The 21,090-nt window shown below is 63.4% G+C and carries 21 protein-coding genes; 15 read left to right on the top strand and 6 right to left on the bottom strand.

Annotated elements, in window-relative coordinates; genetic code table 11:
- The first annotated feature begins 22 nt into the window (after window positions 1–22).
- Genes IGW03_RS18185 through IGW03_RS18165 form a run of 5 tightly spaced genes read left to right on the top strand, consistent with a single transcriptional unit; the run spans window position 23 to window position 4,244 of the window.
- On the top strand, window positions 23–1,294 hold the full coding sequence (locus IGW03_RS18185; RefSeq protein WP_228535740.1) for an ABC transporter substrate-binding protein: 1,272 nt from the start codon (window positions 23–25) through the stop codon (window positions 1,292–1,294).
- A complete protein-coding gene (locus IGW03_RS18180; protein WP_194723980.1) occupies window positions 1,291–2,352 on the top strand; it encodes a FecCD family ABC transporter permease in 1,062 nt (353 codons plus the stop codon). Before IGW03_RS18185 ends, IGW03_RS18180 begins: the two co-directional genes overlap by 4 nt.
- Window positions 2,346–3,101, top strand: a complete 756-nt coding sequence (locus IGW03_RS18175) for an ABC transporter ATP-binding protein (protein WP_194723979.1) — start codon at window positions 2,346–2,348, stop codon at window positions 3,099–3,101. Before IGW03_RS18180 ends, IGW03_RS18175 begins: the two co-directional genes overlap by 7 nt.
- 45 nt (window positions 3,102–3,146) lie before the next feature.
- A complete protein-coding gene (locus IGW03_RS18170; protein WP_228535738.1) occupies window positions 3,147–3,722 on the top strand; it encodes a ParB N-terminal domain-containing protein in 576 nt (191 codons plus the stop codon).
- 60 nt (window positions 3,723–3,782) lie between these two features.
- On the top strand, window positions 3,783–4,244 hold the full coding sequence (locus IGW03_RS18165; RefSeq protein ID WP_194723978.1) for a hypothetical protein: 462 nt from the start codon (window positions 3,783–3,785) through the stop codon (window positions 4,242–4,244).
- Between the two features lie 56 nt (window positions 4,245–4,300).
- On the opposite strand, the gene IGW03_RS18160 is transcribed toward IGW03_RS18165, so the two are convergent.
- Both IGW03_RS18160 and mdlC read right to left on the bottom strand, forming a co-directional pair.
- The gene (locus tag IGW03_RS18160) at window positions 4,301–5,281 is read right to left on the bottom strand and encodes a Bug family tripartite tricarboxylate transporter substrate binding protein (protein ID WP_194723977.1); all 981 of its coding nucleotides are present in this window, start codon (window positions 5,279–5,281) and stop codon (window positions 4,301–4,303) included.
- A gap of 59 nt (window positions 5,282–5,340) precedes the next feature.
- Window positions 5,341–6,951: a benzoylformate decarboxylase gene (gene mdlC / locus IGW03_RS18155; protein WP_194723976.1), complete on the bottom strand. Its 1,611-nt coding sequence runs from the start codon at window positions 6,949–6,951 to the stop codon at window positions 5,341–5,343.
- A gap of 265 nt (window positions 6,952–7,216) precedes the next feature.
- Here mdlC and IGW03_RS18150 point away from each other — a divergent pair, with 265 nt between their 5' ends.
- From IGW03_RS18150 to IGW03_RS18115, 8 genes are all read left to right on the top strand, one after another.
- The gene (locus tag IGW03_RS18150; protein ID WP_194723975.1) at window positions 7,217–8,134 is read left to right on the top strand and encodes a LysR family transcriptional regulator; all 918 of its coding nucleotides are present in this window, start codon (window positions 7,217–7,219) and stop codon (window positions 8,132–8,134) included.
- A gap of 207 nt (window positions 8,135–8,341) precedes the next feature.
- Window positions 8,342–9,058 (top strand): GntR family transcriptional regulator, encoded by a 717-nt coding sequence (locus IGW03_RS18145; RefSeq protein WP_194723974.1) that lies wholly within the window; start codon window positions 8,342–8,344, stop codon window positions 9,056–9,058.
- Window positions 9,059–9,212: 154 nt separating this feature from the next.
- Window positions 9,213–10,409: an amino acid ABC transporter substrate-binding protein gene (locus IGW03_RS18140; protein WP_228535735.1), complete on the top strand. Its 1,197-nt coding sequence runs from the start codon at window positions 9,213–9,215 to the stop codon at window positions 10,407–10,409.
- 71 nt (window positions 10,410–10,480) lie between these two features.
- Window positions 10,481–11,356 carry a branched-chain amino acid ABC transporter permease gene (locus IGW03_RS18135; protein WP_194723972.1) on the top strand — a complete coding sequence of 292 codons (876 nt, stop codon included), beginning with the start codon at window positions 10,481–10,483 and terminating at the stop codon, window positions 11,354–11,356.
- 8 nt (window positions 11,357–11,364) lie between these two features.
- Window positions 11,365–12,294, top strand: coding sequence for a branched-chain amino acid ABC transporter permease (locus IGW03_RS18130; RefSeq protein ID WP_228535734.1), 930 nt, complete (start codon window positions 11,365–11,367; stop codon window positions 12,292–12,294).
- A complete protein-coding gene (locus tag IGW03_RS18125; protein ID WP_194723970.1) occupies window positions 12,291–13,016 on the top strand; it encodes an ABC transporter ATP-binding protein in 726 nt (241 codons plus the stop codon). Before IGW03_RS18130 ends, IGW03_RS18125 begins: the two co-directional genes overlap by 4 nt.
- A 35-nt stretch (window positions 13,017–13,051) precedes the next feature.
- Complete coding sequence (locus IGW03_RS18120) at window positions 13,052–13,762, top strand: ABC transporter ATP-binding protein (RefSeq protein ID WP_194723969.1); 711 nt, start codon at window positions 13,052–13,054, stop codon at window positions 13,760–13,762.
- Between the two features lie 201 nt (window positions 13,763–13,963).
- Entirely contained in the window at window positions 13,964–15,415 is a 1,452-nt protein-coding gene (locus tag IGW03_RS18115; RefSeq protein ID WP_194723968.1) for an aldehyde dehydrogenase, read from the top strand.
- A gap of 63 nt (window positions 15,416–15,478) precedes the next feature.
- On the opposite strand, the gene IGW03_RS18110 is transcribed toward IGW03_RS18115, so the two are convergent.
- Window positions 15,479–15,976, bottom strand: coding sequence for a C40 family peptidase (locus IGW03_RS18110; RefSeq protein WP_194723967.1), 498 nt, complete (start codon window positions 15,974–15,976; stop codon window positions 15,479–15,481).
- 166 nt (window positions 15,977–16,142) lie between these two features.
- Here IGW03_RS18110 and IGW03_RS18105 point away from each other — a divergent pair, with 166 nt between their 5' ends.
- Window positions 16,143–17,702, top strand: coding sequence for an FAD-binding oxidoreductase (locus tag IGW03_RS18105; protein WP_228535732.1), 1,560 nt, complete (start codon window positions 16,143–16,145; stop codon window positions 17,700–17,702).
- A 63-nt stretch (window positions 17,703–17,765) separates the two neighbouring features.
- Here IGW03_RS18105 and IGW03_RS18100 read toward each other — a convergent pair whose 3' ends face one another.
- On the bottom strand, window positions 17,766–18,182 hold the full coding sequence (locus IGW03_RS18100; RefSeq protein ID WP_194723966.1) for a nuclear transport factor 2 family protein: 417 nt from the start codon (window positions 18,180–18,182) through the stop codon (window positions 17,766–17,768).
- A 317-nt stretch (window positions 18,183–18,499) separates the two neighbouring features.
- On the opposite strand from IGW03_RS18100, the gene IGW03_RS18095 reads away from it, so the two are divergent.
- Window positions 18,500–19,369 carry a class I SAM-dependent methyltransferase gene (locus IGW03_RS18095; RefSeq protein ID WP_194723965.1) on the top strand — a complete coding sequence of 290 codons (870 nt, stop codon included), beginning with the start codon at window positions 18,500–18,502 and terminating at the stop codon, window positions 19,367–19,369.
- Window positions 19,370–19,462: 93 nt separating this feature from the next.
- Here the strand turns inward: IGW03_RS18095 and IGW03_RS18090 are convergent, their stop codons facing one another.
- Window positions 19,463–20,413, bottom strand: a complete 951-nt coding sequence (locus IGW03_RS18090) for a rhodanese-like domain-containing protein (RefSeq protein WP_194723964.1) — start codon at window positions 20,411–20,413, stop codon at window positions 19,463–19,465.
- Between the two features lie 191 nt (window positions 20,414–20,604).
- A complete protein-coding gene (locus IGW03_RS18085; RefSeq protein ID WP_194724032.1) occupies window positions 20,605–21,051 on the bottom strand; it encodes a winged helix-turn-helix transcriptional regulator in 447 nt (148 codons plus the stop codon).
- Between the last annotated feature and the right edge of the window lie 39 nt (window positions 21,052–21,090).

Genomic DNA, 21,090 nt, shown 5'->3' with positions numbered 1-21,090 from the left:
ATATTCAGACGAGTCAACCCTTATGGCAACTCAATCGGAAACTCCATCGGCAACGCAATCCGGCCGCATCGCCGTGCTTCTGCTCATCATCCTCGGCTGCATGCTGGGCGCATACTTCCTCTTTCTCAAGACGCCCGGCGGCGCGGGCCAGAATGGAGCGCAGCATGCCGCCGACGCATCACAGGAAGAGCGCAGCATGGTCACGGTGACCGACCTGCTCGGGCGCAAGGTCGATGTCCGTGTACCGGTGCAGCGCGTTATTCTCGGTGAAGGCCGGCAGCTCTATCTCGTCGCGGCTCTCGATACCGACAACCCGATCAAGCGCATCGTCGGCTGGCGCAAGGACATGATCCAGGCCGACCCCGACACCTACAAGCGCTACCTGAAGCAATTCCCGGCCATCGCCGACATTCCCACCTTCGGCGGCTTCGAGGACGGCACTTTCGACATCGAGCAGGCGATTTCGCAACAGCCGGATGTCATCTTCCTCAATATCGAAGCCCAGCGCGCGACCGAGGATGCGCGCTACATCGAAAAACTCGGCGCGCTCGGCATTCCGGTGGTCTACATCGATTTCCGCCACTACCCGATCGAACACACCGAACCCACTATGCGCCTGTTCGGCAAGCTGTTTGGCAAGGAGGCGCGCGCCGATGAATTCATCCGCTTCCGCGACGAGCAGATCCGGCGCGTCACCGACGTGATCGAAGCCGGCAAGCCGGCAAGGCCGAAAGTGTTCATCGAACGCATCGGCGGCTATACCCAGGATTGCTGCCTGAGTTTCGGCAATGAGAATTTTGGCAAGTTCGTCGAACTGGCCGGCGGCCATAACATCGGCAAGCAATTCATCCGGGGCACGTTCGGGCAGCTCAACCCGGAACAGGTGGTCGCCTCCGATCCGGAACAGATCGTCGTCACCAGCGCCAACTGGGAAGCCTATGCGCCGGGCGGCAGCTGGATCGGCGTGGGGCCGGGCGCCGACCTGAAGGAGGCCGCGCGCAAGCTGGAAGCCTATACTGCGCGTCCTGCCTATGCCGGCACTACCGCCCAGCAGCGCCGTGCCTTCCATGCGATCTGGCACCAGTTCTACAACAGCCCGTATGAATTCATCGCCATCCAGCAGCTGGCCAAGTGGTTCCATCCCGCGCTGTTCGCCGATCTCGACCCGGACGCCGGTTTCCGCGCCCTGCATGAGCGCTTCCTGCCTTTCGCGCATGAGCCCGGTTATTTCGTTTCGCTGAATGCAGACCCGTCGAACCTTGCCGGGCAGTCCAAGGCGGAGGGCCGTCCATGAGCGCCGTCCTGCAAGCGGAAACCGTGCAGCGCGATGCCTATCGCAGGCTGGTGCGGCGCAAGCAGCTCATGCTTGCGGCAATCGTTCTGCTGCTGTTGCTGAGCGTGCTGCTGGACCTGGCGCTCGGCCCAGCCAGCTATCGTTTCGGTGATGTCATCCGCGCGCTCTTCATGCCGGATGAAGCGCCGCGGCAATTGCAGGTGGTGCTGTGGGAGATCCGCCTGCCGGTGGCCCTGATGGCGCTGGCCGTGGGCGCTGCGTTGTCGCTGGCCGGCGCGCAGATGCAGACCATCCTCAACAATCCGCTCGCCAGTCCCTTCACCCTCGGCATTTCCGCCGCCGCCAGTTTCGGCGCGGCGCTCGGCCTGGCCTTCGGCGTCAAGCTGCTGCCGGTGGGCACCGAATACCTGGTGCCGATCAATGCCTTCCTGATGGCCATGCTGTCGGCCTTCCTGATCCACATGCTGTCGATGCGCCGCGGCGTTACCGCCGAGACCATCGTGCTGCTCGGCATTGCGCTCGTATTCACCTTCAATGCGCTGCTTGCGCTGGTGCAGTATTTCGCTTCCGAACAGGCAGTAGCCGCGGTCGTCTTCTGGACCATGGGCAGCCTGACCAAGGCGACCTGGAGCAAGCTGGCCGTCACCTGCACCGTCATCGCCGTAACGCTGCCCTTGTTCGCGCGCAGGGCATGGGCATTGACCGCGCTGCGCCTGGGTGAGGACAAGGCGGCGAGCTTCGGCGTCGATGTGCCGAGACTGCGCTTCCAGACCCTGGTGCTGGTGAGCCTGCTGGCCGCGATTCCGGTTGCCTTCGTCGGCACCATCGGCTTCGTCGGCCTGGTCGGGCCGCATATCGCCCGCATGCTGATCGGCGAGGACCAGCGCTTCTTCTTGTCGGCGTCGCTGCTGACCGGGGCGCTGGTGCTGTCGGTCAGCTCCGTGGTCAGCAAGACGCTGATTCCCGGCGCCATCTTCCCCATCGGCGTCGTCACCTCGCTCATCGGCGTGCCTTTCTTCATCTCGCTCATCCTCGGCAGCAGGAGGAATGCATGGTAAGCCTGAGACTCGAAAACGTCGGCGCCGGCTACGGACGCCAGCCAGTAGTTGCCGGCATCAGCACGCCTGTCTTCCGCGCCGGCGAGGTGGTCGCCCTGATCGGTCCGAACGCGGCCGGCAAGTCGACGCTGTTCAAGCGCATCGCAGGCCTGCTCGAAGGGCCGGGCCGGGTGCATCTGGAGCAGTCGGAAAAGGGCGAGGACGGCATCTGCTACATGCCGCAGGACATCAGCGCCAATGCGCGGCTCACGGTCTACGAATCGGTGCTGCTGGCGCGCAAGCAGCAGACGCCGTCCTGGGCGGTGCACGATGCCGACCTGGCGCTGATCGACGAAGTGATGGCTTCGCTGGGCATTGCCGACCTTGCGTTCTGCAACCTCGGCGAGCTCAGCGGCGGGCAGCGCCAGCTGGCCTCGATTGCGCAGACGCTCGCGCGCGACCCGGAGATCCTGCTGATGGACGAACCGACCAGCGCGCTCGACCTGCACCGCCAGGTGCAGGTGCTCTCCTTCATGCGCAAGCTGGCGCGGCAGCGCAACATGATCGTCTTCATCGCCATCCATGACCTCAACCAGGCACTGCGCTTCTCCGACCAGGCCCTGGTGATTGCCGGCGGCACGGTGCAGGCCAGCGGGCCTAGTGAGGAAGTGATCACCGTCGAGATGCTGCGCAGCGTGTACCGGATCGCGGCGCGCATCGAGCGCTGCTCGTTGGGAATCGGGCATGTGATCGTGGACGATGTGGTTTGACCAGCTTCACGTTAAGGCAGGTCTGCGATGCAGAGAGACATTTTCATGAACGGTCTGGAGGACAGGCAAGGCATGCAGCGCGGATTGCTCGGACTCGTGCGCGCATCCATTCATGCCTGCAGCACCGTGCACGAAATCGGCACTGTTCTGAAAGCCATCGATTCACTTGCGAAAGGAAAACACATGCGGGAATATTCATTCGCTCATCCATCCTATTGTGTGGACATCAAGCCGATTTCATTTCTGCGCCGCTCGAAAGAAGTCGACGACGGCGCGGTGCAGGCGCTCGCCGACAGCATACGAGAGGCCGATGTCTGGACCACGCCGATTCCGATCGACATCCATACCGGCATCATCATGGACGGCAACCATCGCGCTCGCGCCGCGCTGCTGCTCGGCCTCGACTATCTGCCTTGCGTGCTGCTGAGTTACAGGGATCCCCGCGTCAGGGTGACGAGCGTCCGCACCGGCGCGCCGTTCGATGTCGATGATATCTACCGCTGCGTGGTGCACGACGTGGAGATGCTGCCGTACAAGACAACGCGGCATGATTTCGCACCGTCGCTTCCGTGCACCGAAATCCGTCTGGGTATGCTGCGCGCCGCAAGCATGCCGTCATGACGGCATGCGGGAAAAACACGCAAGGATGCAAGAAAGGCCTTACAGCGCAAGGGAGGAACGATGAGCTCGGGAGACAAGGACCGGGTGCGCGCTTATTTCGCTCCGCCTTCAATGGCGCCGCAGATCGTCGCCCACCAGAAGCGTTATTACGCTTTCGTCATGCTGGGTGCCTTGGTGTGTGCTGCAATAACGGCCGGGCATCTTGCCCTCTTCGGCGACCCGAAGAACGGCGGCGCCAACCCGCTGAACACGCTTTTCGTGCTGATCGCCATTGTCACGCTGGCATTCAGGCCGGGCGTCACGCGCACCGACCGGCAGCTCAAGAACCTGCTCGTGTCGCATGTCGGCAGGCTTCCCTCGGAATTCGGCATCATACTTGCGGTCGCAAACACCATTGACGATCCGGAAGTAAGACGCCTGGTGAAGGTCTGGACCCGCTATCAGCTCTTCGGCGCTGCGGTGGGCGGATATTTCCTGGCGATGGCCGTTCCTCTGTTCATCTTCGCCGTGATGAAGCGATAGAGGGTGTCGAACGGGCGCGGCAGACCGGCATCAGCCGGACGTGCCGCGTTCCCCGCTCATTCCATCTTGATGTTGGCCTGCTTGATGATCCTGTCCCACTTGGTTCTCTCGCTCTTGATGAAGCGATCGAACTCGGCGGGAGACGAGCCGTCGGCGCGGGTGCCGAGCGATGCCAGCTTCTGCACCACTTCCGGCTCCTTCAGGATCTTCGCGGTTTCCTTGTAGAGCACGTTGACGATGTCGGGCGGGGTCTTCGCCGGCGCGACGAGGCCGAACCAGGACAGCACTTCCGCATCCTTCACCCCGGCTTCGGCCATGGTCGGCACGTCGGGCAGCTGCTCCAGGCGGCGCGGACCGGCCACCGCGATCGGCTTGATCTTGCCCGACTTCATCTGCGCGATCACCGACGGCGGCGTTTCGATGGCGCCCGTGACCTGGCCCGAGACGATGGCGGTGAGCGATTCGGAACCGCTCTTGTACGGCACATGCGTGACCTTCACATCGGCCGCGCGCTGGAACAGCTCCGCGCCAAGATGCGGCGTGGTGCCGTTGCCCGGCGAGCTGAAGAACACATTGCCGTCATTCTTCTTCGCATAGGCGATGAACTCGGGCAGGGTCTTGGCCTCGACGTTATTGTTTACCACCAGCACCATCGGCATGTCGGCGACCATGGTTACCGGGGTGAAGCTGGTTGCCGGATCGAAGGTCAGCTTGGAATACAGGCTGCCGTTGATGGACAGGATGCCGGCCGAGGTCATCAGCAGCGTGTAGCCGTCGGGCGCCGATTTCGCGACCACGTCCGCACCCACGTTGCCGCCCGCACCCGGCCGGTTCTCGACGATCACCGGCTGGCCGAGCGACTTCGACAGCCGCTCGCCGATCAGGCGCGCCATCACGTCAGCCACGCCGCCGGGCGCGAAGGGCGCAATGATCTTGATCGGCTTGGTCGGATAGGCATCCTTGGCCAGCGCCGGACCGCATCCGAGGGCGGCTGCGGCGATCAGGGCGAGGGAGGCTCTTCTGGTGTTCGAAATCATGTCTCTCTCCTTGGTGTTCTCGTTATCGTACGTCTTGCATCGGGTGATGCGGCAATCCATCAGGCAACCTCGATCTCCACCAGCACGGGCGTCGGCGAGCGCAGGGCTTCGGCCAGCACGTCGCGCAAGTCTTCCGCCTTGTCGATGCGCACGCCCTCGCAACCCTGGCCTTTTGCCAGCGATACGAAATCGATGTCGGGAAGGTCCGTGCCTTCCAGCCTTTCATCGGCCTTGAAGCCGAAGACCGCCGCGAATTCCTGCAGCGCGGCATACCTGCGGTTTTTCAGGATGATGAAGGTGATCGGCAGTTTCATCTGCGCCGCGCTCCACAGGCCCTGGATGGAATACATGGCGGAACCGTCGCCGATCAGCCCGATCACCTTGCTGTCGCGCTTGACCATGGCCACGCCGACCGCCGCCGGCAAGCCGTAGCCGAGCCCGCCGCTGCACATGGTATAGAAAGTCTCGCTGCGCAGGATGGGCAGGTAATTGTGCATCACCGGCCGCGAGCTCGGCGCTTCCTCCACCACGATGGAATCGGGCGCGCGCAGTTCGGCCAGCGTCTGCAGTGCGAAGGCCACCGACATGCGGGCTCCCGGCGCAGGCGGCTCGGCCCGGTGCGGCGGCGTCCGCAAGGCCGGTGCCGGGCGCGAAGGCGGTGCGGCGCGCGCCAGCAAGTCCTGCACGCCGAGGCGGATGTTGCCGACCGCGGAGGTGCCGACCGGCGTCCATGCGGCGATCGCCGGATCCTCGATCAGCTGGCAAAGCGTCGCGCCGGGCGGCACATGCGGTCCGAAGCCTTCGACGTGATAGGTGAAGGCCGGTGCGCCTATCACCAGGATGAAGTCATGCGGCTCCAGCAGGCCGACGATCTTTTCACGCATCGCCGGCAGGAAGCCGGCGAACAGCCGGTGATCTTCCGGAAAGCCGCTGCGGCCCGACATCGGCGCGGTGAACACCCGCGCATTGTGGCGTTCGGCCAGGCTGACTACGTCGTCCCAGGCTTCGCCGCGGTCGACCGCCGCGCCGACCACGAAGGCCGGCCGCGCGCTGGCGTCGAGGGCCTTGCCGACGCCGTCGAGCACCGCCGGGTCCGGGCGGGCGCAGGCGCTGACCACGCGCTGCGGCACGGGCTCGGCAGGGCGGTCCCAGTCGTCCGCCGGAATGGACACCAGCACCGGTCCGCGCGGCTCCTGCATCGCGATGTAATAGGCGCGTGCGATAGCCAGCGGCACGTCCTCAGCACGCGCCGGCTCGCAGCTCCACTTCACGTAGGGCTTCGGCAGTTCGGTCGCCTGCCCGGAAAACAGGAAGGGATCGTAGGGCAGGATGGCGCGCGCCTGCTGGCCGGCAGTGATCACCATGGGCGTGCGGTTCTTGTGGGCGGTGAAGATGTTGCCCATCGCATGGCCGACGCCGGCCGCCGAATGCAGGTTGACGAAGGAGGCGTTGCGGCTGGCCTGCGCATAACCGTCGGCCATGCCGACCACCACCGATTCCTGCAGCCCGAGCACGTAGCGGAAATCGTCGGGGAAGTTGCGGAACAGCGGCAGTTCGGTGGAGCCGGGGTTGCCGAAGATGGAGGTCATGCCGAAGCGGCGCAGCAGGTCGATGACGGCGTCGCGGACGGTGAAGGTGGGCTGGGATGCGGCTGGCGTGGATTGGGGCATGAGGGGTAGTCTTGAATTCGGAAAGAAAGGCAAATTGGCCGGAGCATTCACTCCCTTCTCCCGCAGGCGGGAGAAGGGCTGGGGATGAGGGGGATCGCAAGAGCGCATGTGGTTATGCTGCCGCCCTCACCCCCAGCCCCTCTCCCGCCTGCGGGAGAGGGGAGCGTTTCATGCCTCGAATGGCGTCGAATCTTAGGACGCCAGTATGTCAAACCCGCCATTGCCGCGGAATTGCTTTCTTCAACCAAAGTCATTACATTTCGGTATGACTTTAGACAGCCGCCAGATCGCCGCCTTTCTCGCCATCGCCACCCACGGCAGCCTCGGACGAGCGGCCGAATCCATGCACATCACCCAGCCGGCGCTCAGCCGCATCGTCAAGCGCCTGGAAGATGAACTCGCCGCTCCCTTGTTCGAACGCAATTCCAAGGGCATGCGGCTGACCCCGTTCGGCGAGGCGCTGCTGCCGCGGGCGACCCTGCTGCAGCAGGAATCGCTGCGCGCCACCGAAGAAATCCAGGCCATGCGCGGGCTCAGCAAGGGCACCATCCGGGTCGGCGCCATCGGCAGCATTGCCAGTTCCATCCTGCCGCTTGCCATTCAACAAGTCCTGGCCCGATGGCCCAATCTGCGCATCGAAGTGGTCGAAGGCGTATGGGACAGGCTCGCGGATGCGCTGGTCACCCATGAAATCGACATCGCGCTCGGCACCCAGATGGAAGACAGCGAGGATATCTGCGCCATTGCCGACTGCCGCTGGACCGATACCAGCTACGTGGTGGCCGCCGCCGGCCACGAACTCGCCCAAAAGCCGGATCTCGCGCTGGCCGATACGCTGGATCAGCGCTGGGTCATCGTCCCGCGCGGCACCGCGCCCTATGAAGACATGCGCCGCATGTTCGCCAGGCATGGCTTCGGCCTGCCCAACATCGTCGTCGAAACCCGCTCCATCGTGGTGCTGAAAAGCCTGGTGATCAATGCCGGATTTCTCAGCTGGATGCCGGCGCCGATGTATGAAGTCGAGCGCAAGGCCGGCCTCATCGATGCGCTGCCGATCAAGAGTGCCCATGCGGAGCGAACGCTCACTGCCTTCCGGCGCCGCGAAGGCCTGCTGCCGGGGCCGGCGGCGAAGCTGGTCGAGGAGCTGCGCAGGCTCACCGCGTCGCAAGGCGCGGGAGGTTAAGTGCCAGCCTGTCGGTCCGGGTCCTTCCAGCCTGAAAGTTCATGGTGCGGCGCTCCTTGGTATACCGAAGCCCTGCTTTTCCATGAAAAATCGTGCCATATTCCATGACTTTTCGTGAAAGCCGGGGTGTTCGGTATACATTAAATAAATCCCGGTGTACTTTAATAGCCATTCCAACAAATTAAATCCGAGACACGAGACACAGCCATGGATACCCAGACCGCCCGCCTGCTGGTTGAACTCCGCGATCTCATCATGAAGGGCGCCTTCGCCGGCGGCGAGCGCCTGGTGGAAGCGGCGCTGTCGGAACGGCTGCAGGCATCGCGCACGCCGGTGCGCTCGGCGCTGCTGATGCTGGAGCAGGAAGGCCTGGTGCAGCGCGTGCAGGGCGGCGGCTATGTGGTGCGCAAGTACACGGCGCGCGAGATTTCGCAGGCCATCGCGGTCCATGCCAACCTGGAAGGCATGGCGGCCCGCCTGCTGGCCGAGCAGGGCGTGGCGCGCGGTCTCGGCGATCAGCTGCAGGCCTGCCTTGATGAAGGCGACCGCATCACCTCGGTTCCGAAAATGGAGCTGGAAGACGTTGCCGCCTACCTGGACATGAACCAGCGCTTCCATCAATTGATCGTTGACGGCTGCGGCAATGACGTGCTCAGGCAATGCCTGGCATCGATAGACCGCATTCCCTTCGCTTCGGCCGGCGGCATGCTGCCTTTCCAGTCCAAGCAGGCGCACAGCGATGAACTGATGCGCTTTGCCCAGCGCCAGCACCATATGCTGGTCGACGCCCTCCGGCGCGGGCAGGGCGCACGCGCTGCGGCGCTGGCGGAAGAGCACAGGCAGATCGCGCTGCAGAACCTGAAGCACGCAACCGAACACAGCGGCGAAGACGATCCGATTCCCATTCTGCGCCTGGCGTCATAAAGACCCGGCTTCGGTCTGAAACGAAACTGCGTTGAATCGTCCTTTCCCTCCCGGGAAAGGCGAGGCCTCGCTTTGCCTGTAGGGATCGCAGCATCAGAAACACCACGGAAGATTCGTGTAGCAACCACGCACTACAACAATGGAGAGAGACTCAATGAAACGCAACGTCAACCTGAAACGCAGAACCCTCGCCGCCGCCCTCGCACTCGCCGCAGCAGCGCCTGCCGTCAGTTTCGCCCAGGCCGACAAGCCCATCCGCATCGGCTACACCATGTCGCGCACCGGCCCCTATGCGCCGGGCGCACAGGTGTCGCAGGAGCCGAACTACCTGCTCTGGGCCGAGCAGGTCAATGCCGCCGGCGGCCTGTCGGTCAAGGGCCAGAAACGCAAGGTGGAACTCGTGGCCTATGACGACCGCAGCGAGATCGAGACCGCGGTGCGCACTTATGAAAAGCTGATGGGCAGCGACAAGGTCGACCTGATCCTGCCGCCCTGGGGCTCGGCAATGAACTTCGCCGTCGCGCCGCTGGCCAACCGCTACGGCTATCCCTTCCTCGCGCCGACCGCGCTGTCGCGCAAGCTGATCGACATGCAGCTGCCTTACTTCTTCTCGCTGCTGCAGCAGCCCGACAAGATGATGGGCGCGCTCGCCGACATGCTCTCCGCCAACGGCGTCAAGACCGTGGCGGTGGTTTACATGGATGACCTGTTCGGCATCGAGAACATGGCTTCGCTGCGCCTCGCATTGAAGGACAAGGGCATGCAGATCATCGAGAGCAAGAGCTATCCGCTGGGCGTGAAGGACTTGTCCCCGGTGCTCAAGAGCATCAAGACGCTCAATCCGGATGCCTTCATCGGCATCACCTATCCGCCAGATACCATTCTCGCCTCGACCCAGGCGCGCGAGATCGAATTCAATCCGAAGTTCTTCTACGCCTCGGTCGGCACCGCCTTCCCGCTCTACAAGCAGCGCATCGCCGCCAACACCGAAGGCGTGCTCGGCATGGGCTCATGGAATCCGAAAGTGTCGCCGGGCGCAAAGGCCTACTTCGATGCGCATGCGACGCAGATGAAGAAGGAACCCGACCGCTGGGCCAGCGGCCATGCATGGGCCGGCCTGCAGATCATGCAGCAGGCGGTGGAAAAGGTCGGCCTTGATCGCAAGGCCTTGCGCGAGCATATTGCAAACAACGAGTTCGACACCATCCTCGGCAAGATCCGCTTCCAGCGCGGCGAGAACGCCAGCATTCCCGGCACCGTCGGCCAGTGGCAGGGCGGCGAGTTCGAAGTGGTGTGGCCGCCGGCACGCGCCACCGCCAAGCTGGTGACAGCCAAGCCGGCCTGGAAGTAAGCCGCTGCGCCGGCATTCCGCTGCCGGCGCTTCATAACGCTTCATAGCAATCGCACTCGTCAAGTATAAAAATGGATCTTTCCCTGTTTGCCGATCTTGCGGTGAACGGCCTGGTGATCGGCGGCATCTATGCCGTCATCGCCATCGGCCTGAACCTGCAGTACGGCCTCATGCGCATCCTCAACATCGCCCATGGCGAATTCCTGATGATCGGCGCGTTTCTCACCTTCACGCTGCACACGGTCACCGGCGCAAGCCCGCTGCTGTGGCTGCCGGTGGTCGTTGCCCTGTGCTTCGGCGGCGGACTGCTGCTGCACAGGCTGGTGTTCCGTCGCCTCACCGCGACCTCCAGGTCGCTGGACCAGGTGGAGGAGCGCAGCCTGATCATCGGCTTCGGCCTGATGTTCATCCTGCAGAACGCAGCCAACCTGATCTGGGGCGCCGACATCCGCGGCTACGACTTCATGAGCGAGCCGGTCAAGTATGCCGGCGTGGTCGTGACGCAAAACCGCCTGCTGGTACTGTTCCTGGCGGTGGCGGCAAGCGTGGGACTGATCCTCCTGCTGCAGCGTACGCTGCTAGGCAAGGCGGTGCGCGGCATGCTGCAGTCGCCGCTGGGCGCCTGGCTGGTCGGCATCGATACGCAGCGCCTGCATCCGTTCGTGTTCGCGCTCGGCATTGCCATGGCCGGGCTGGCGGGGTCGCTCCTGAGCATGATCTATGAAGTGTCGCCCAATATCGGCGAGACCTATACCGTGATGGCGCTGATCGTGATCACGCTGGGCGGGCTGGGCAGCATCGGCGGCAGCTTTGCCGCGGCCATCCTGCTCGGCCTGGTGGAAAGCTTCGGCACCCACTTCACCAATCCCTCGCTGAAGATGCTGCTGAGCTACGGCATCTTCGTCGTGATCCTGATGACCCGACCGAAAGGCCTGTTCGCAAAATGAAAACCTTCATGAGTCTTGTGGCGGCCGCAGGCATCGTCCTTGCCGCCGGCCCCTGGGTCTTCTCCGACTTCTGGCTGTCGCTGGCAATGACCTGCATGATGTACTCCGCGCTGGCGGTGAGCTGGGCCATGTTCAGCGGCACCACGCGCTACCTCTCGCTGGCGACCTCGGCGCTGTTCGGCCTCGGCACGTACACCACCGCGATGGCAATGCAGCACCTGCCCTGGCCGCTGCTGATCTTCGCAGGCGGACTGGTGTCGGCGCTGTTCGCCCTCTTGGTCGGCGCGGCGGTGATGCACCTGCGCGGCACCTATTTCGCGGTGCTGACCTTCGGCCTCGGCGAGCTGGTGCGCCACTCCATCACCTATACCGAGAAAAGCGTGTTCGGCACCGTCGGCCGCGTCCTCACCGAAGTGCCGTCCAACGAAACCCTGTACTGGACCATGCTCGCGCTGGCGCTGCTGGCCATCGTCACCTACAAGCTGGTATCGGCGTCGCGGCTTGGCATGGCGATGCGCGGCATCGGCGCCGACGAGCAGCGCGCCGCCACCTTCGGCGTCAATACCCGCGCCACCAAGCTGATCGGCTTCGCACTCAGCGCCTGGTTCGCCGGCGCGGTCGGCGCCGCGATGGCGGTGCGCTGGACCTACATCGATCCGCACTCCGCGTTCAGTCCGCTGATCGGCTTCCAGACCGTGCTGATCGCCATGATCGGCGGCGCAACTACCTGGCGCGGACCTGTGATCGCCGCCATCGGCCTGAGCCTGCTGTCGGACGCGCTGCGCCTGAATTTTCCGCATGCCTACCTGATCATTCTCGGCGTGCTGCTGATCGTGTGCGTGCTGTTCATCCCGGGCGGCATCGCCAGCATTCAATGGAAACGGCTCTTCGGCCGCAATCACGGCGGCATGGTCGCCGGACGCAAGGAGGCGGCATGAGCACATCCATGCTATCGGTGCAGGGGCTGGGCATGCAGTTCGGCGGCCTGAAGGCGCTGTCCGACGTGACGATGGACGTCAGGAAGGGCGAGTTCGTCGGCGTCATCGGTCCCAACGGCGCAGGCAAGACCACGTTCTTCCATGCCATCAGCGGCGTGCATGTTCCCACCTCGGGCACGGTGCGCATCGGCGGCAGCGAGCTGCAGGGCAAGAGCCCCGACGCCTTTTGCCGCGCCGGCGTGGCGCGCACCTTCCAGACGCCGCGCATCTTCGGCGACATGACGGTGCTGGAAAACGTGCGTTTCGCTTTCCTGTTCGGCAACCGGATCGGCGATGCCGGCCTGATCGACAAGGTGATCGAGGAAACCCATCTGGACGGCCTGAGAGCCGAGCTTGCCGGTGCGCTGCCCCCGGCACGCCAGCGCCAGCTGGAAATCGCGATGGCGCTCGCCACTGCGCCGCGCCTGCTGCTGCTCGACGAAGTGGCTGCAGGCCTTACCGAAGGCGAGGTGGAAGACGTGGCCCGGCTGATCGCCCGCCTGCGCGATACCTACGGCCTCACCGTGGTCTGGATCGAGCATGCGGTGCGCACCCTGATGAAAACGGTCGACCGCGTCGCCGTGCTCAACTTCGGCCAGCTGCTGGCCGACGGCACGCCGGCCGAGATCGCCGCCGATCCCAAGGTCATCAGTGCCTATCTCGGCGATGAGGTGGTCGAATGAGCGCCGCAATGAATCTCATGAATGCCGCAAATGACATGAACGTGCTCCTTGAAGCAAGACACCTGTCGGCCGGCTACGGACCGCTGGAAATCATCCGCAACATCAACGTCCGCGTGCTGCAGGGCCAGCTGACGGTGATCGTCGGACCGAACGGCGCCGGCAAGACCACGCTGATGCGCGCGCTGTCAGGCATCCTGCCGCTGGGCCAGGGCAGGGTGGCGCTTGCAGGCGATTCGGTGGAAGCCTTCAATGTATCGAGGCGCGTCTCCAACGGCCTGGTGCTGGTGCCGGAAGGACGCCATCTGTTCGCGCAGATGACGGTCGAGGAAAATCTGGAGCTCGGCGGCTACCTGCTGCCTGCCGCCGAACGGAAGCGATTGATGGATCAAGTCCTCGCACTGTTCCCCCGTCTGGCCGAGCGGCGCAGGCAGCTGGCCGGCACCATGAGCGGCGGCGAGCAGCAGATGGTGGCGGTGGGCAGGGCCATGATGGGCAAGCCCAAGTGCATGCTGCTCGACGAGCCTTCGCTTGGCCTGGCACCGAAGATGGTGGCCGAGCTGTTCCGCATCCTGCGGCAGATCTGCGACCAGGGCACGGGCGTGCTGCTGGTGGAACAGAACGTTCGCCAGGCGCTCTCGGTCTGCGATCACGCCTATATCCTTGAACAGGGTCAGGTGGTGGCCGAGGGATCGGGGCAGGAACTGCTGCAGGGCGAGCGCATCAGGAAGTCGTATCTTGGGTTGTAAATAGGCTCTAAGCACGCACGCAGGAATTTTTATAAAACCCCGGTGCATCTTTCACTCCCTCTCCCGCAGGCGGGAGAGGGGAGAATGACACGAAGGCTGAAAACAAATTCCGCTGCCCTGCTTAGAGCAGTAAGAAGCCGTCTGCCTTACGTAACCAGACGGCCGCATTTCACTCACATTCAACATGATAGGGAACCGACAATGAGCACTATCTCCATGCTGATCAACGGCGAACGCGTACAGGCCCGCAACGGTGCGCAATTCGAGCGGCGCAATCCCCTCGACGGCAGCGTCGCCACCACCGCGCCTGCGGCCACCGCCGAAGATGCGATCGCAGCGGTCGAGGCGGCGGCAAAGGCCTTTCCCGCCTGGGCCGCGATGGGGCCGGGCGAGCGCCGCTCGCTGCTGATGAAGGCTGCCCATGCGCTCGAAGCCAAGGGCGAGGCATTCGCCGCCGCGGTTGCCGCCGAGACCGGCGGCTCGGCCATGTGGTCCGGCTTCAATGTGCATCTCGCGGCCGGCATGCTGCTCGAAGCCGCGTCGATGACCACGCAGATCAGCGGCGAAATCATTCCCTCCGACGTGCCCGGCAGCCTCGCCATGGGCGTGCGCCAGCCTGCGGGTGTGGTGCTGGGCATGGCGCCTTGGAACGCGCCCGTCATTCTCGGCGTGCGCGCCATCGCCATGCCGCTCGCCTGCGGCAATACCGTCGTGCTGAAGGGTTCCGAGCTCTGCCCGGCCACGCACGGCCTCATCATCGAAGCCATGCAGGAAGCCGGCCTGCCGCCCGGCGTGGTCAACTTCGTCACCAATGCGCCGCAGGACGCGGCGGCAGTGGTGGAAGCGATGGTCGCCCATCCCGCCGTGCGCCGCGTGAACTTCACCGGCTCCACGCGCGTGGGCAAGATCATCGCCGCCTACTGCGCCAAGCACTTGAAGCCGGCGGTTCTGGAGCTCGGCGGCAAGGCGCCCTTCGTCGTGCTGGACGACGCCGATATCGACGCCGCCGTCAATGCCGCTGCCTTCGGTTCCTTCGCCAATTCCGGCCAGATCTGCATGTCCACCGAACGCATCATCGTCGACCGCAAGATCGCCGATGCCTTCGCCGAGCGCCTGGCCGCCAAGGCCAGCCAGCTGCCGCTGGGCGATCCGCGCAAGGGTCCGGTGGTATTGGGATCGGTGGTCGACATGAGCACCGTGCACCGCTGCAACGAACTCATCGATGACGCGCTGGCCAAAGGCGCGAAGCTGCTCTGCGGCGGCAAGGCCGACTCCACGCTGATGCCTGCCACGCTGCTCGATCATGTCACGCCCGAGATGAAGATCTACCACGAGGAGTCCTTCGGTCCGGTCAAGGGCATCGTGCGCGTCGACGGCGTCGAGGAAGCGGTGGCCTGCGCCAACGACAATGAATTCGGCCTGTCATCGGCGGTGTTCGGTACCGACATCGCGCGTGCAATGAATGTCGCCAAGCGCATCGAGTCCGGCATCTGCCACATCAACGGCCCGACCGTGCATGACGAGGCGCAGATGCCGTTCGGCGGCGTGAAGGGCAGCGGCATGGGCCGCTTCGGCGGCAAGGCGGGCATTGCCGAGTTCACCGAGCTGCGCTGGATGACGGTGCAGACGACGGCGCGGCATTATCCGTTCTGATACGGCGCTGCACCGGGCGCATGCCGTCGCCTTGACGGCATGCGTTCACTCATGAACGGCTTGTCAGTTCACCAGCGTCCTGGCCGTCTCGAAGCGTTCGGACCAGTAGCGGTTTGTCAGTTTGTCCACGCGCACGCTGCCGCGCGAGTTTGGCGCATGAATGAACTCGCCCTTGCCGAGATAGATGCCCACGTGCGAAAACGGCCGGCCAAGGGTATTGAAGAACACCAGGTCGCCGGCTTTCAATTCTTCCAGCCCCGCTTCCCGGCCTTGGCGCGCGAGCGATGCCGCATTTCCGGTCAGAGGCACGTCCGCAGCCTGCTGATATACGTAGGTCACCATTCCCGAACAATCGAGGCCGGCTTCGGGGTTCTTCCCGCCGAAGCGGTATCCGGTCCTTAGCAGCATCAGCGCATGCATGGCGACTTCGCGCCCCGCGGGCGAGGCCTCGCGCTCATTCTGAAAAATATCTGCGGTAATGCGGCCTTTCGGTGCTTGCGGAACGCTGCTGCAGCCTGCGAGGCCGAGAAGGAGAAGAGCAATAAGAAGGCTTCGTTTCATGCGGACCCGGATGATTTTGAGCAATTGTATAGGGTGCACTATACCTGCACGGCACGCCGCAGAGGCAGCCTGTTACACGCTGTGGCGATTTCGTCGGATTTCGTGCAGGCCGACAGAGGGGCCGGCTCGCGTTGGGAGGTTGAAGTCACTGCAGCAGGCTAGCGGAATGAGTCGCCGGGCTGCCACCGCAGGCATCGGTTTTCGATACCTGCGGAATCGGGATTGGTTCGACGGCTTCTGCCTGTCTACGCTGCGGGTCATCAATCAGGAGAAGATGATGACCGATTCGACACCCGGCAGCACCGCCCCCGCAATCCCGGCTCGACGCCGATTTCTGGTTCAAGCGCTCGGCGCCGCCGGCTACTGCTCCCTGAGCATGGCCTTGCCGGTATGCGCGGCGGACATCATGGTGGCCAATGTCACGGGCCTGTATTCCGTCAGCGTCGCAAGGACAGCGCAGCCGGCTTCCACTTCCGAGGTCGCGAATCTCGTGCGAACCTGGCCGGGAAGGATAGCGGCAGGCGGAGGACGCTACAGCATGGGCGGACAGGTTGCGCTGCAAGGCGGCCTGCATCTCGACATGCGGACCATGAACCGCCTTGTCTGGTTCAGGCCCGAAGAGGCCGTCGTCAGGGTGCAGGCCGGCATGCGCTGGCGCGAGCTTCAGGACCTGATCGATCCGCACCAGCTTGCGGTAAAGACCATGCAGAGCTATTCGAACTTCACCGTCGGCGGCTCGGTATCGGTGAATGCGCACGGGCGCTATGTCGGGCACGGGCCGATCTGCCACACGGTCAGGGCGCTGCAGATCGTCCTGGCGGACGGCAGCATTGTCGAGGCCGGCCCGCATCACAACCGCCCGCTGTTCGCGGCGGCCATTGGCGGCTATGGCGCGCTCGGTATCATCACCGAGGTGGAGCTCGAACTCGACCGCAACGTCAGGATCGAACGTGTCGTGCAGGACGTGCCGCTGGCACAATACGTAGACTTCTTCAAGACGCGTGTCGAGTTCGACCGCGCGAACATCCTGCATAACGCCGATCTGCTGCCGCCGGAATTCGATGCGCCCGTTGCCGTTACCTGGAGACGAACCGGCAAGGCGCTTACGCAAGCGCAGCGCTTGATACCGAAGGACCTGTCATACCAGACCGAGAAGAACGCGATCTGGGCGGCGACGGAAATGCCGGGCGGAGAATGGCTGCAGGCGAAGGTGATACGCCCCAATCTGCTGAAGCCATCGATCGTGAAGTGGCTCAACCATGAAGCGAGCCGTGATGCCGCGGAGCTGGAACCGCGGACCCGGGTGTTGAGCACCTATGCACTGCAGGAGTATTTCATCCCGGTCCGCCATTTTTCCAGGTTCGTTCAATGCATGCGGACCATCCTGCGCAAGCATGAGGTCGAGGCGCTGAATGTCTCGATCCGGCATTCGCCGGCCGATACCCTCACCCTGCTTCCCTGGGCGAAGGAAGACGTGTTCTGCTTCGTTCTGTATTACAAGCAGCGCACGCATGCGCAAGCCCGTGCGGAGGTCGGATGCTGGACGCGCGAACTGATCGATCTGGCGCTGAACAATGAAGGACGGTACTACCTTCCCTATCAGCTGCATGCGACGGAAAGGCAATTCAGCCGGGCTTATCCGGAAGCCGAACAGCTGAGGACGCTGAAGGACAAGCTTGATCCCGCGGGAAAATTTTCCAACGAATTATGGAGGAAGTATCTCTGACGCATGAATGCGCCCCGGTTGCTTGCACGCAGATACCGGGATGCAGCAGCAAACGATCAATGCTTAATGCGAAGTGCCGTGCAGGCTGAGCTGGCGGGAATCGAAGAAGCCCTGGAATCGCGCAATCTTGCCTTCGTCGTCGAAGGCAAGCAGGCTGACGCCGTCATAGGCAAGGTCCTCGCCGGCCGGACTTTTCCCGGTGGATTTCCAGAACAGGCCTGCGGAATGATCGCTCGTCGTGACGTCGTAGAACTCCGAACGGATGTCGCCGAAAGCCGAGACATATTGCCGCCAGAATTCGGCAATCTCTCCGCGTCCCCGGCGGGCGCCGCCGTCGCGCTTCATGACGGGATTGGTCAATTCGGCATCGTCGGCAAACATGTCCGCGATCTGGTCCGCAACCAGGGGGTCGCCGTCCTCCAGGCGGTGCAGCTGTTCAATGAATCGATCGGCGATATGTTTTGCTTGCTGAACATCCATGGCAGTTCCTCACTTCTTGCGTAACAGGCATGAAAATTAACCGGTCGCTGTCCGATTCGCTTTCATCATTAAAGTTCTGCCAGCGACACAGGGGCAGAGTGGTTTTCCGGAAAAGCGGAGGGCGCATATTCCGGATTATCGGACTCATGATGGTCAGGGCCGGAAGCCTTTCCCCGCGCATCGCCGGTTCAAGCCAACTGAAAACTGCCGCTTTTGCCTTTCTCTCAGCGTGGCACGCAATGTGCGTATACGTTTCCTCAAAACATGCCGGTTCGGTGGAACAAAACAAAAACATAGCAGACCTGAAGGAGGAGACCATGCAAGCAGGACAGCCAAGCATCACGGCCATGCGCGCTGCAAGAAGCCGTGCCAAGCATCAGCTTTTCGATACGCCGCTCATTTTTGAAGACCAGCTGTCGCTGCGCATACTCGGCAGCGCCGAAGAAGACAGCCTCCGATCGGAGCGCTCGTCCGGCGGCCTGCTCGCCCGGGCCTTCCGTGCCGGACTCGTCGCGCGCAGCAGAATCGCGGAAGATGAACTGCATGAGGCGGTAAAGCGGGGCGTGCGCCAGTACGTGGTGCTCGGCGCCGGGCTCGATACCTTCGCGTATCGCAATCCCTATCCTCGCGCCGCCCTGCAGGTATTCGAGGTCGACCATCCGGCAACGCAGGCCTGGAAGAAAAAGCGGCTTGCCGAGGCAGCCATCGCGGTGCCGGGCGATCTTCGTTTCGTCGGCATCGATTTCGAAACCCAATCCTTGGGCGAACGCCTTCGGCAGGCAGGATACGATTTTTCTGCGCCCGGTCAGTTCTCCTGTCTCGGTGTCACGATGTACCTCGGCAGGAGCGCCGTGATGGAAACCTTGCAGTTCGTCGCGGCAGGCACGCCAGGCAGCGGGATCGTGTTCGACTATGTTCCCGGCTATTCGTCACGCGGCCCGCTCGGCAAGCTGTTTCTCAGGATGCTTGCCTATCGCTTCGCAAGACTCGGCGAGCCGTGGAAAGGATTATTCGAACCTGAGATGCTTGCCGCGGAAATGACGGCGATGGGCTTTTCGCAAGTGAGCGACATAAGCGCAGAGGAATTGAACAGTCGATTTTTCAAGGACCGCCGGGATCATCTCAAATTCAATGCGTTCGGAATGAAACTCGCCAGGCTGGGCCATGTGATGGTGGCTCACAAATAGGCGTGGCCTTGGCGGATCGGTGATTTGCGTAAAGCGCCTTTACCGTGTTCGATGCCGAGCGGTCCGGAAGATAGGAAGTGAAGTGACGGCGAATCAGAAGACGTTGACAGCTTCGCCCGTCTCTTCAATCGAATAACCGCTCGCAACCCAGGCATCGATGCCGCCGTGCAGCAGCCGCACCTTGCGGTAGCCCCGCCTCATCAGTTCCCGCGCGACGATGGCGGCGGACGCCTCGTTGGGACAGGCACAGTAGACGATGACTTCGTCAAGCTCGGGATTGCCGCCCGGCGGCAGGCCGGAGGAAAAATCATGCGACACGGTCAATGCGCCGGGGATGCGCCCGCCTTGCTGCGCAGTCGCGGAACGCACGTCGATGATGGTCGGGCGGCCGCCGCCTTCCAGCATGCGGTAAAGCTCTTCCGGCGAAATGCGCGCCATGCGCAGCGTCTTGAGAAACAGCTTGCGCTGCCACCACTTGGCGGCAATGAAGGCGGCCAGCGCGCAGGTGATCAGCATCAGGCCTATCGTGCCGAGCTGGTCCAGCACGCTCAGCAGATCATCGACCGTGGAACTGAACAGGCCGCCGATGACGATGGCCGACCCGGCCCACAGGGCCGCGCCCAGCATGTCGAACAAAAGAAAGCTGCTGCTCTTCGCGCCCGTGGCGCCTGCCATGGCGCTCGCCACCGAACCGAAGCCCGGAACGAACTTTGCCACCAGCAGCGAGGGCGCGCCCCATTTCGCAAAAATGGTTTCCGTCTGCCTCACGCACGTATCCACCGACAGCGACAGCCGGCACAGCAAGGAGAGAATGCGGCGTCCATGGCGGCGGCCGGCGAAGTACCAGCCGGTATCGGCAATGACTGCGCCAAGTACTGCAACCGCCAGCAGCGTAGCCGGCGAATAGGCGCCCTGGTCCGCGAGCGCGCCTGTCAATACCAGGGTCGGGTAGGCGGGTACCGGCACTCCGGCCTGTTCGATCAGGACGTTGAAAAACACGGCGGCGAGGCCGTATTGCTCGATCAGTTGCAGCAGGTAGGACATGATGTGCGAGAAAAGCCGGATGCCCTCATGGTACCGCAAGCGCTGCTTGCCCGTGTCATTCGACTCATCCGCAGCGTTGACGAGAAACCAAGTTGTCGGGCATCAAGCTGGCATCAGGAAAGGCAGCTTGATGCGGGAAGAAGGGTTCAAGACCGCGTTAGCTGCGAGAGTCCATTCGCCTGATCGCCGACTCAGGCCAGTTTGCGCACCTCGGTGTCGCCGGGCGAGATCGGCCGCCCGTCTGCTGCCTGAGGCGCCATGAAATGCAAGGGCTGGCCCGTGCTCTTCTCCACCAATTCGGAATGCGGCTCGCCCTGTTCGAACAGATGCCGCTCCCCCCACTGCCGCAGTGCGACCACGACCGGAAACAGGCTTTGTCCCTGCGCGGTGAGCACATATTCCTGGTGGGCGCCGCCGTTGCTGCCGGGCCTGGTTTCGAGGATGCCTGCGTCGACCAGGCGGCGCAGGCGCTCCGCCAGGATATTGCGCGCCACCCCGAGGCTGCGCTGGAAGTCGCTGAACCGGCAGACGCCATCGAAGGCGTCGCGCACAAGGAGCAGCGACCAGCGGTCGCCGACGACGCTGATCGATCGGGCTACCGGACAAGGTTCAGTGCCAAGGTCGTTGCGCTTGTTCATTCGAAACCCGGAATAAAAGACAAATGTTGGTTGCATTTT

Source organism: Noviherbaspirillum malthae, from assembly GCF_015352985.1.
GTDB classification, from domain to species: domain Bacteria; phylum Pseudomonadota; class Gammaproteobacteria; order Burkholderiales; family Burkholderiaceae_D; genus Noviherbaspirillum; species Noviherbaspirillum malthae.
Note: the sequence above shows the minus strand (reverse complement) of the source record. Positions and strands in the feature narration are given on the sequence as shown.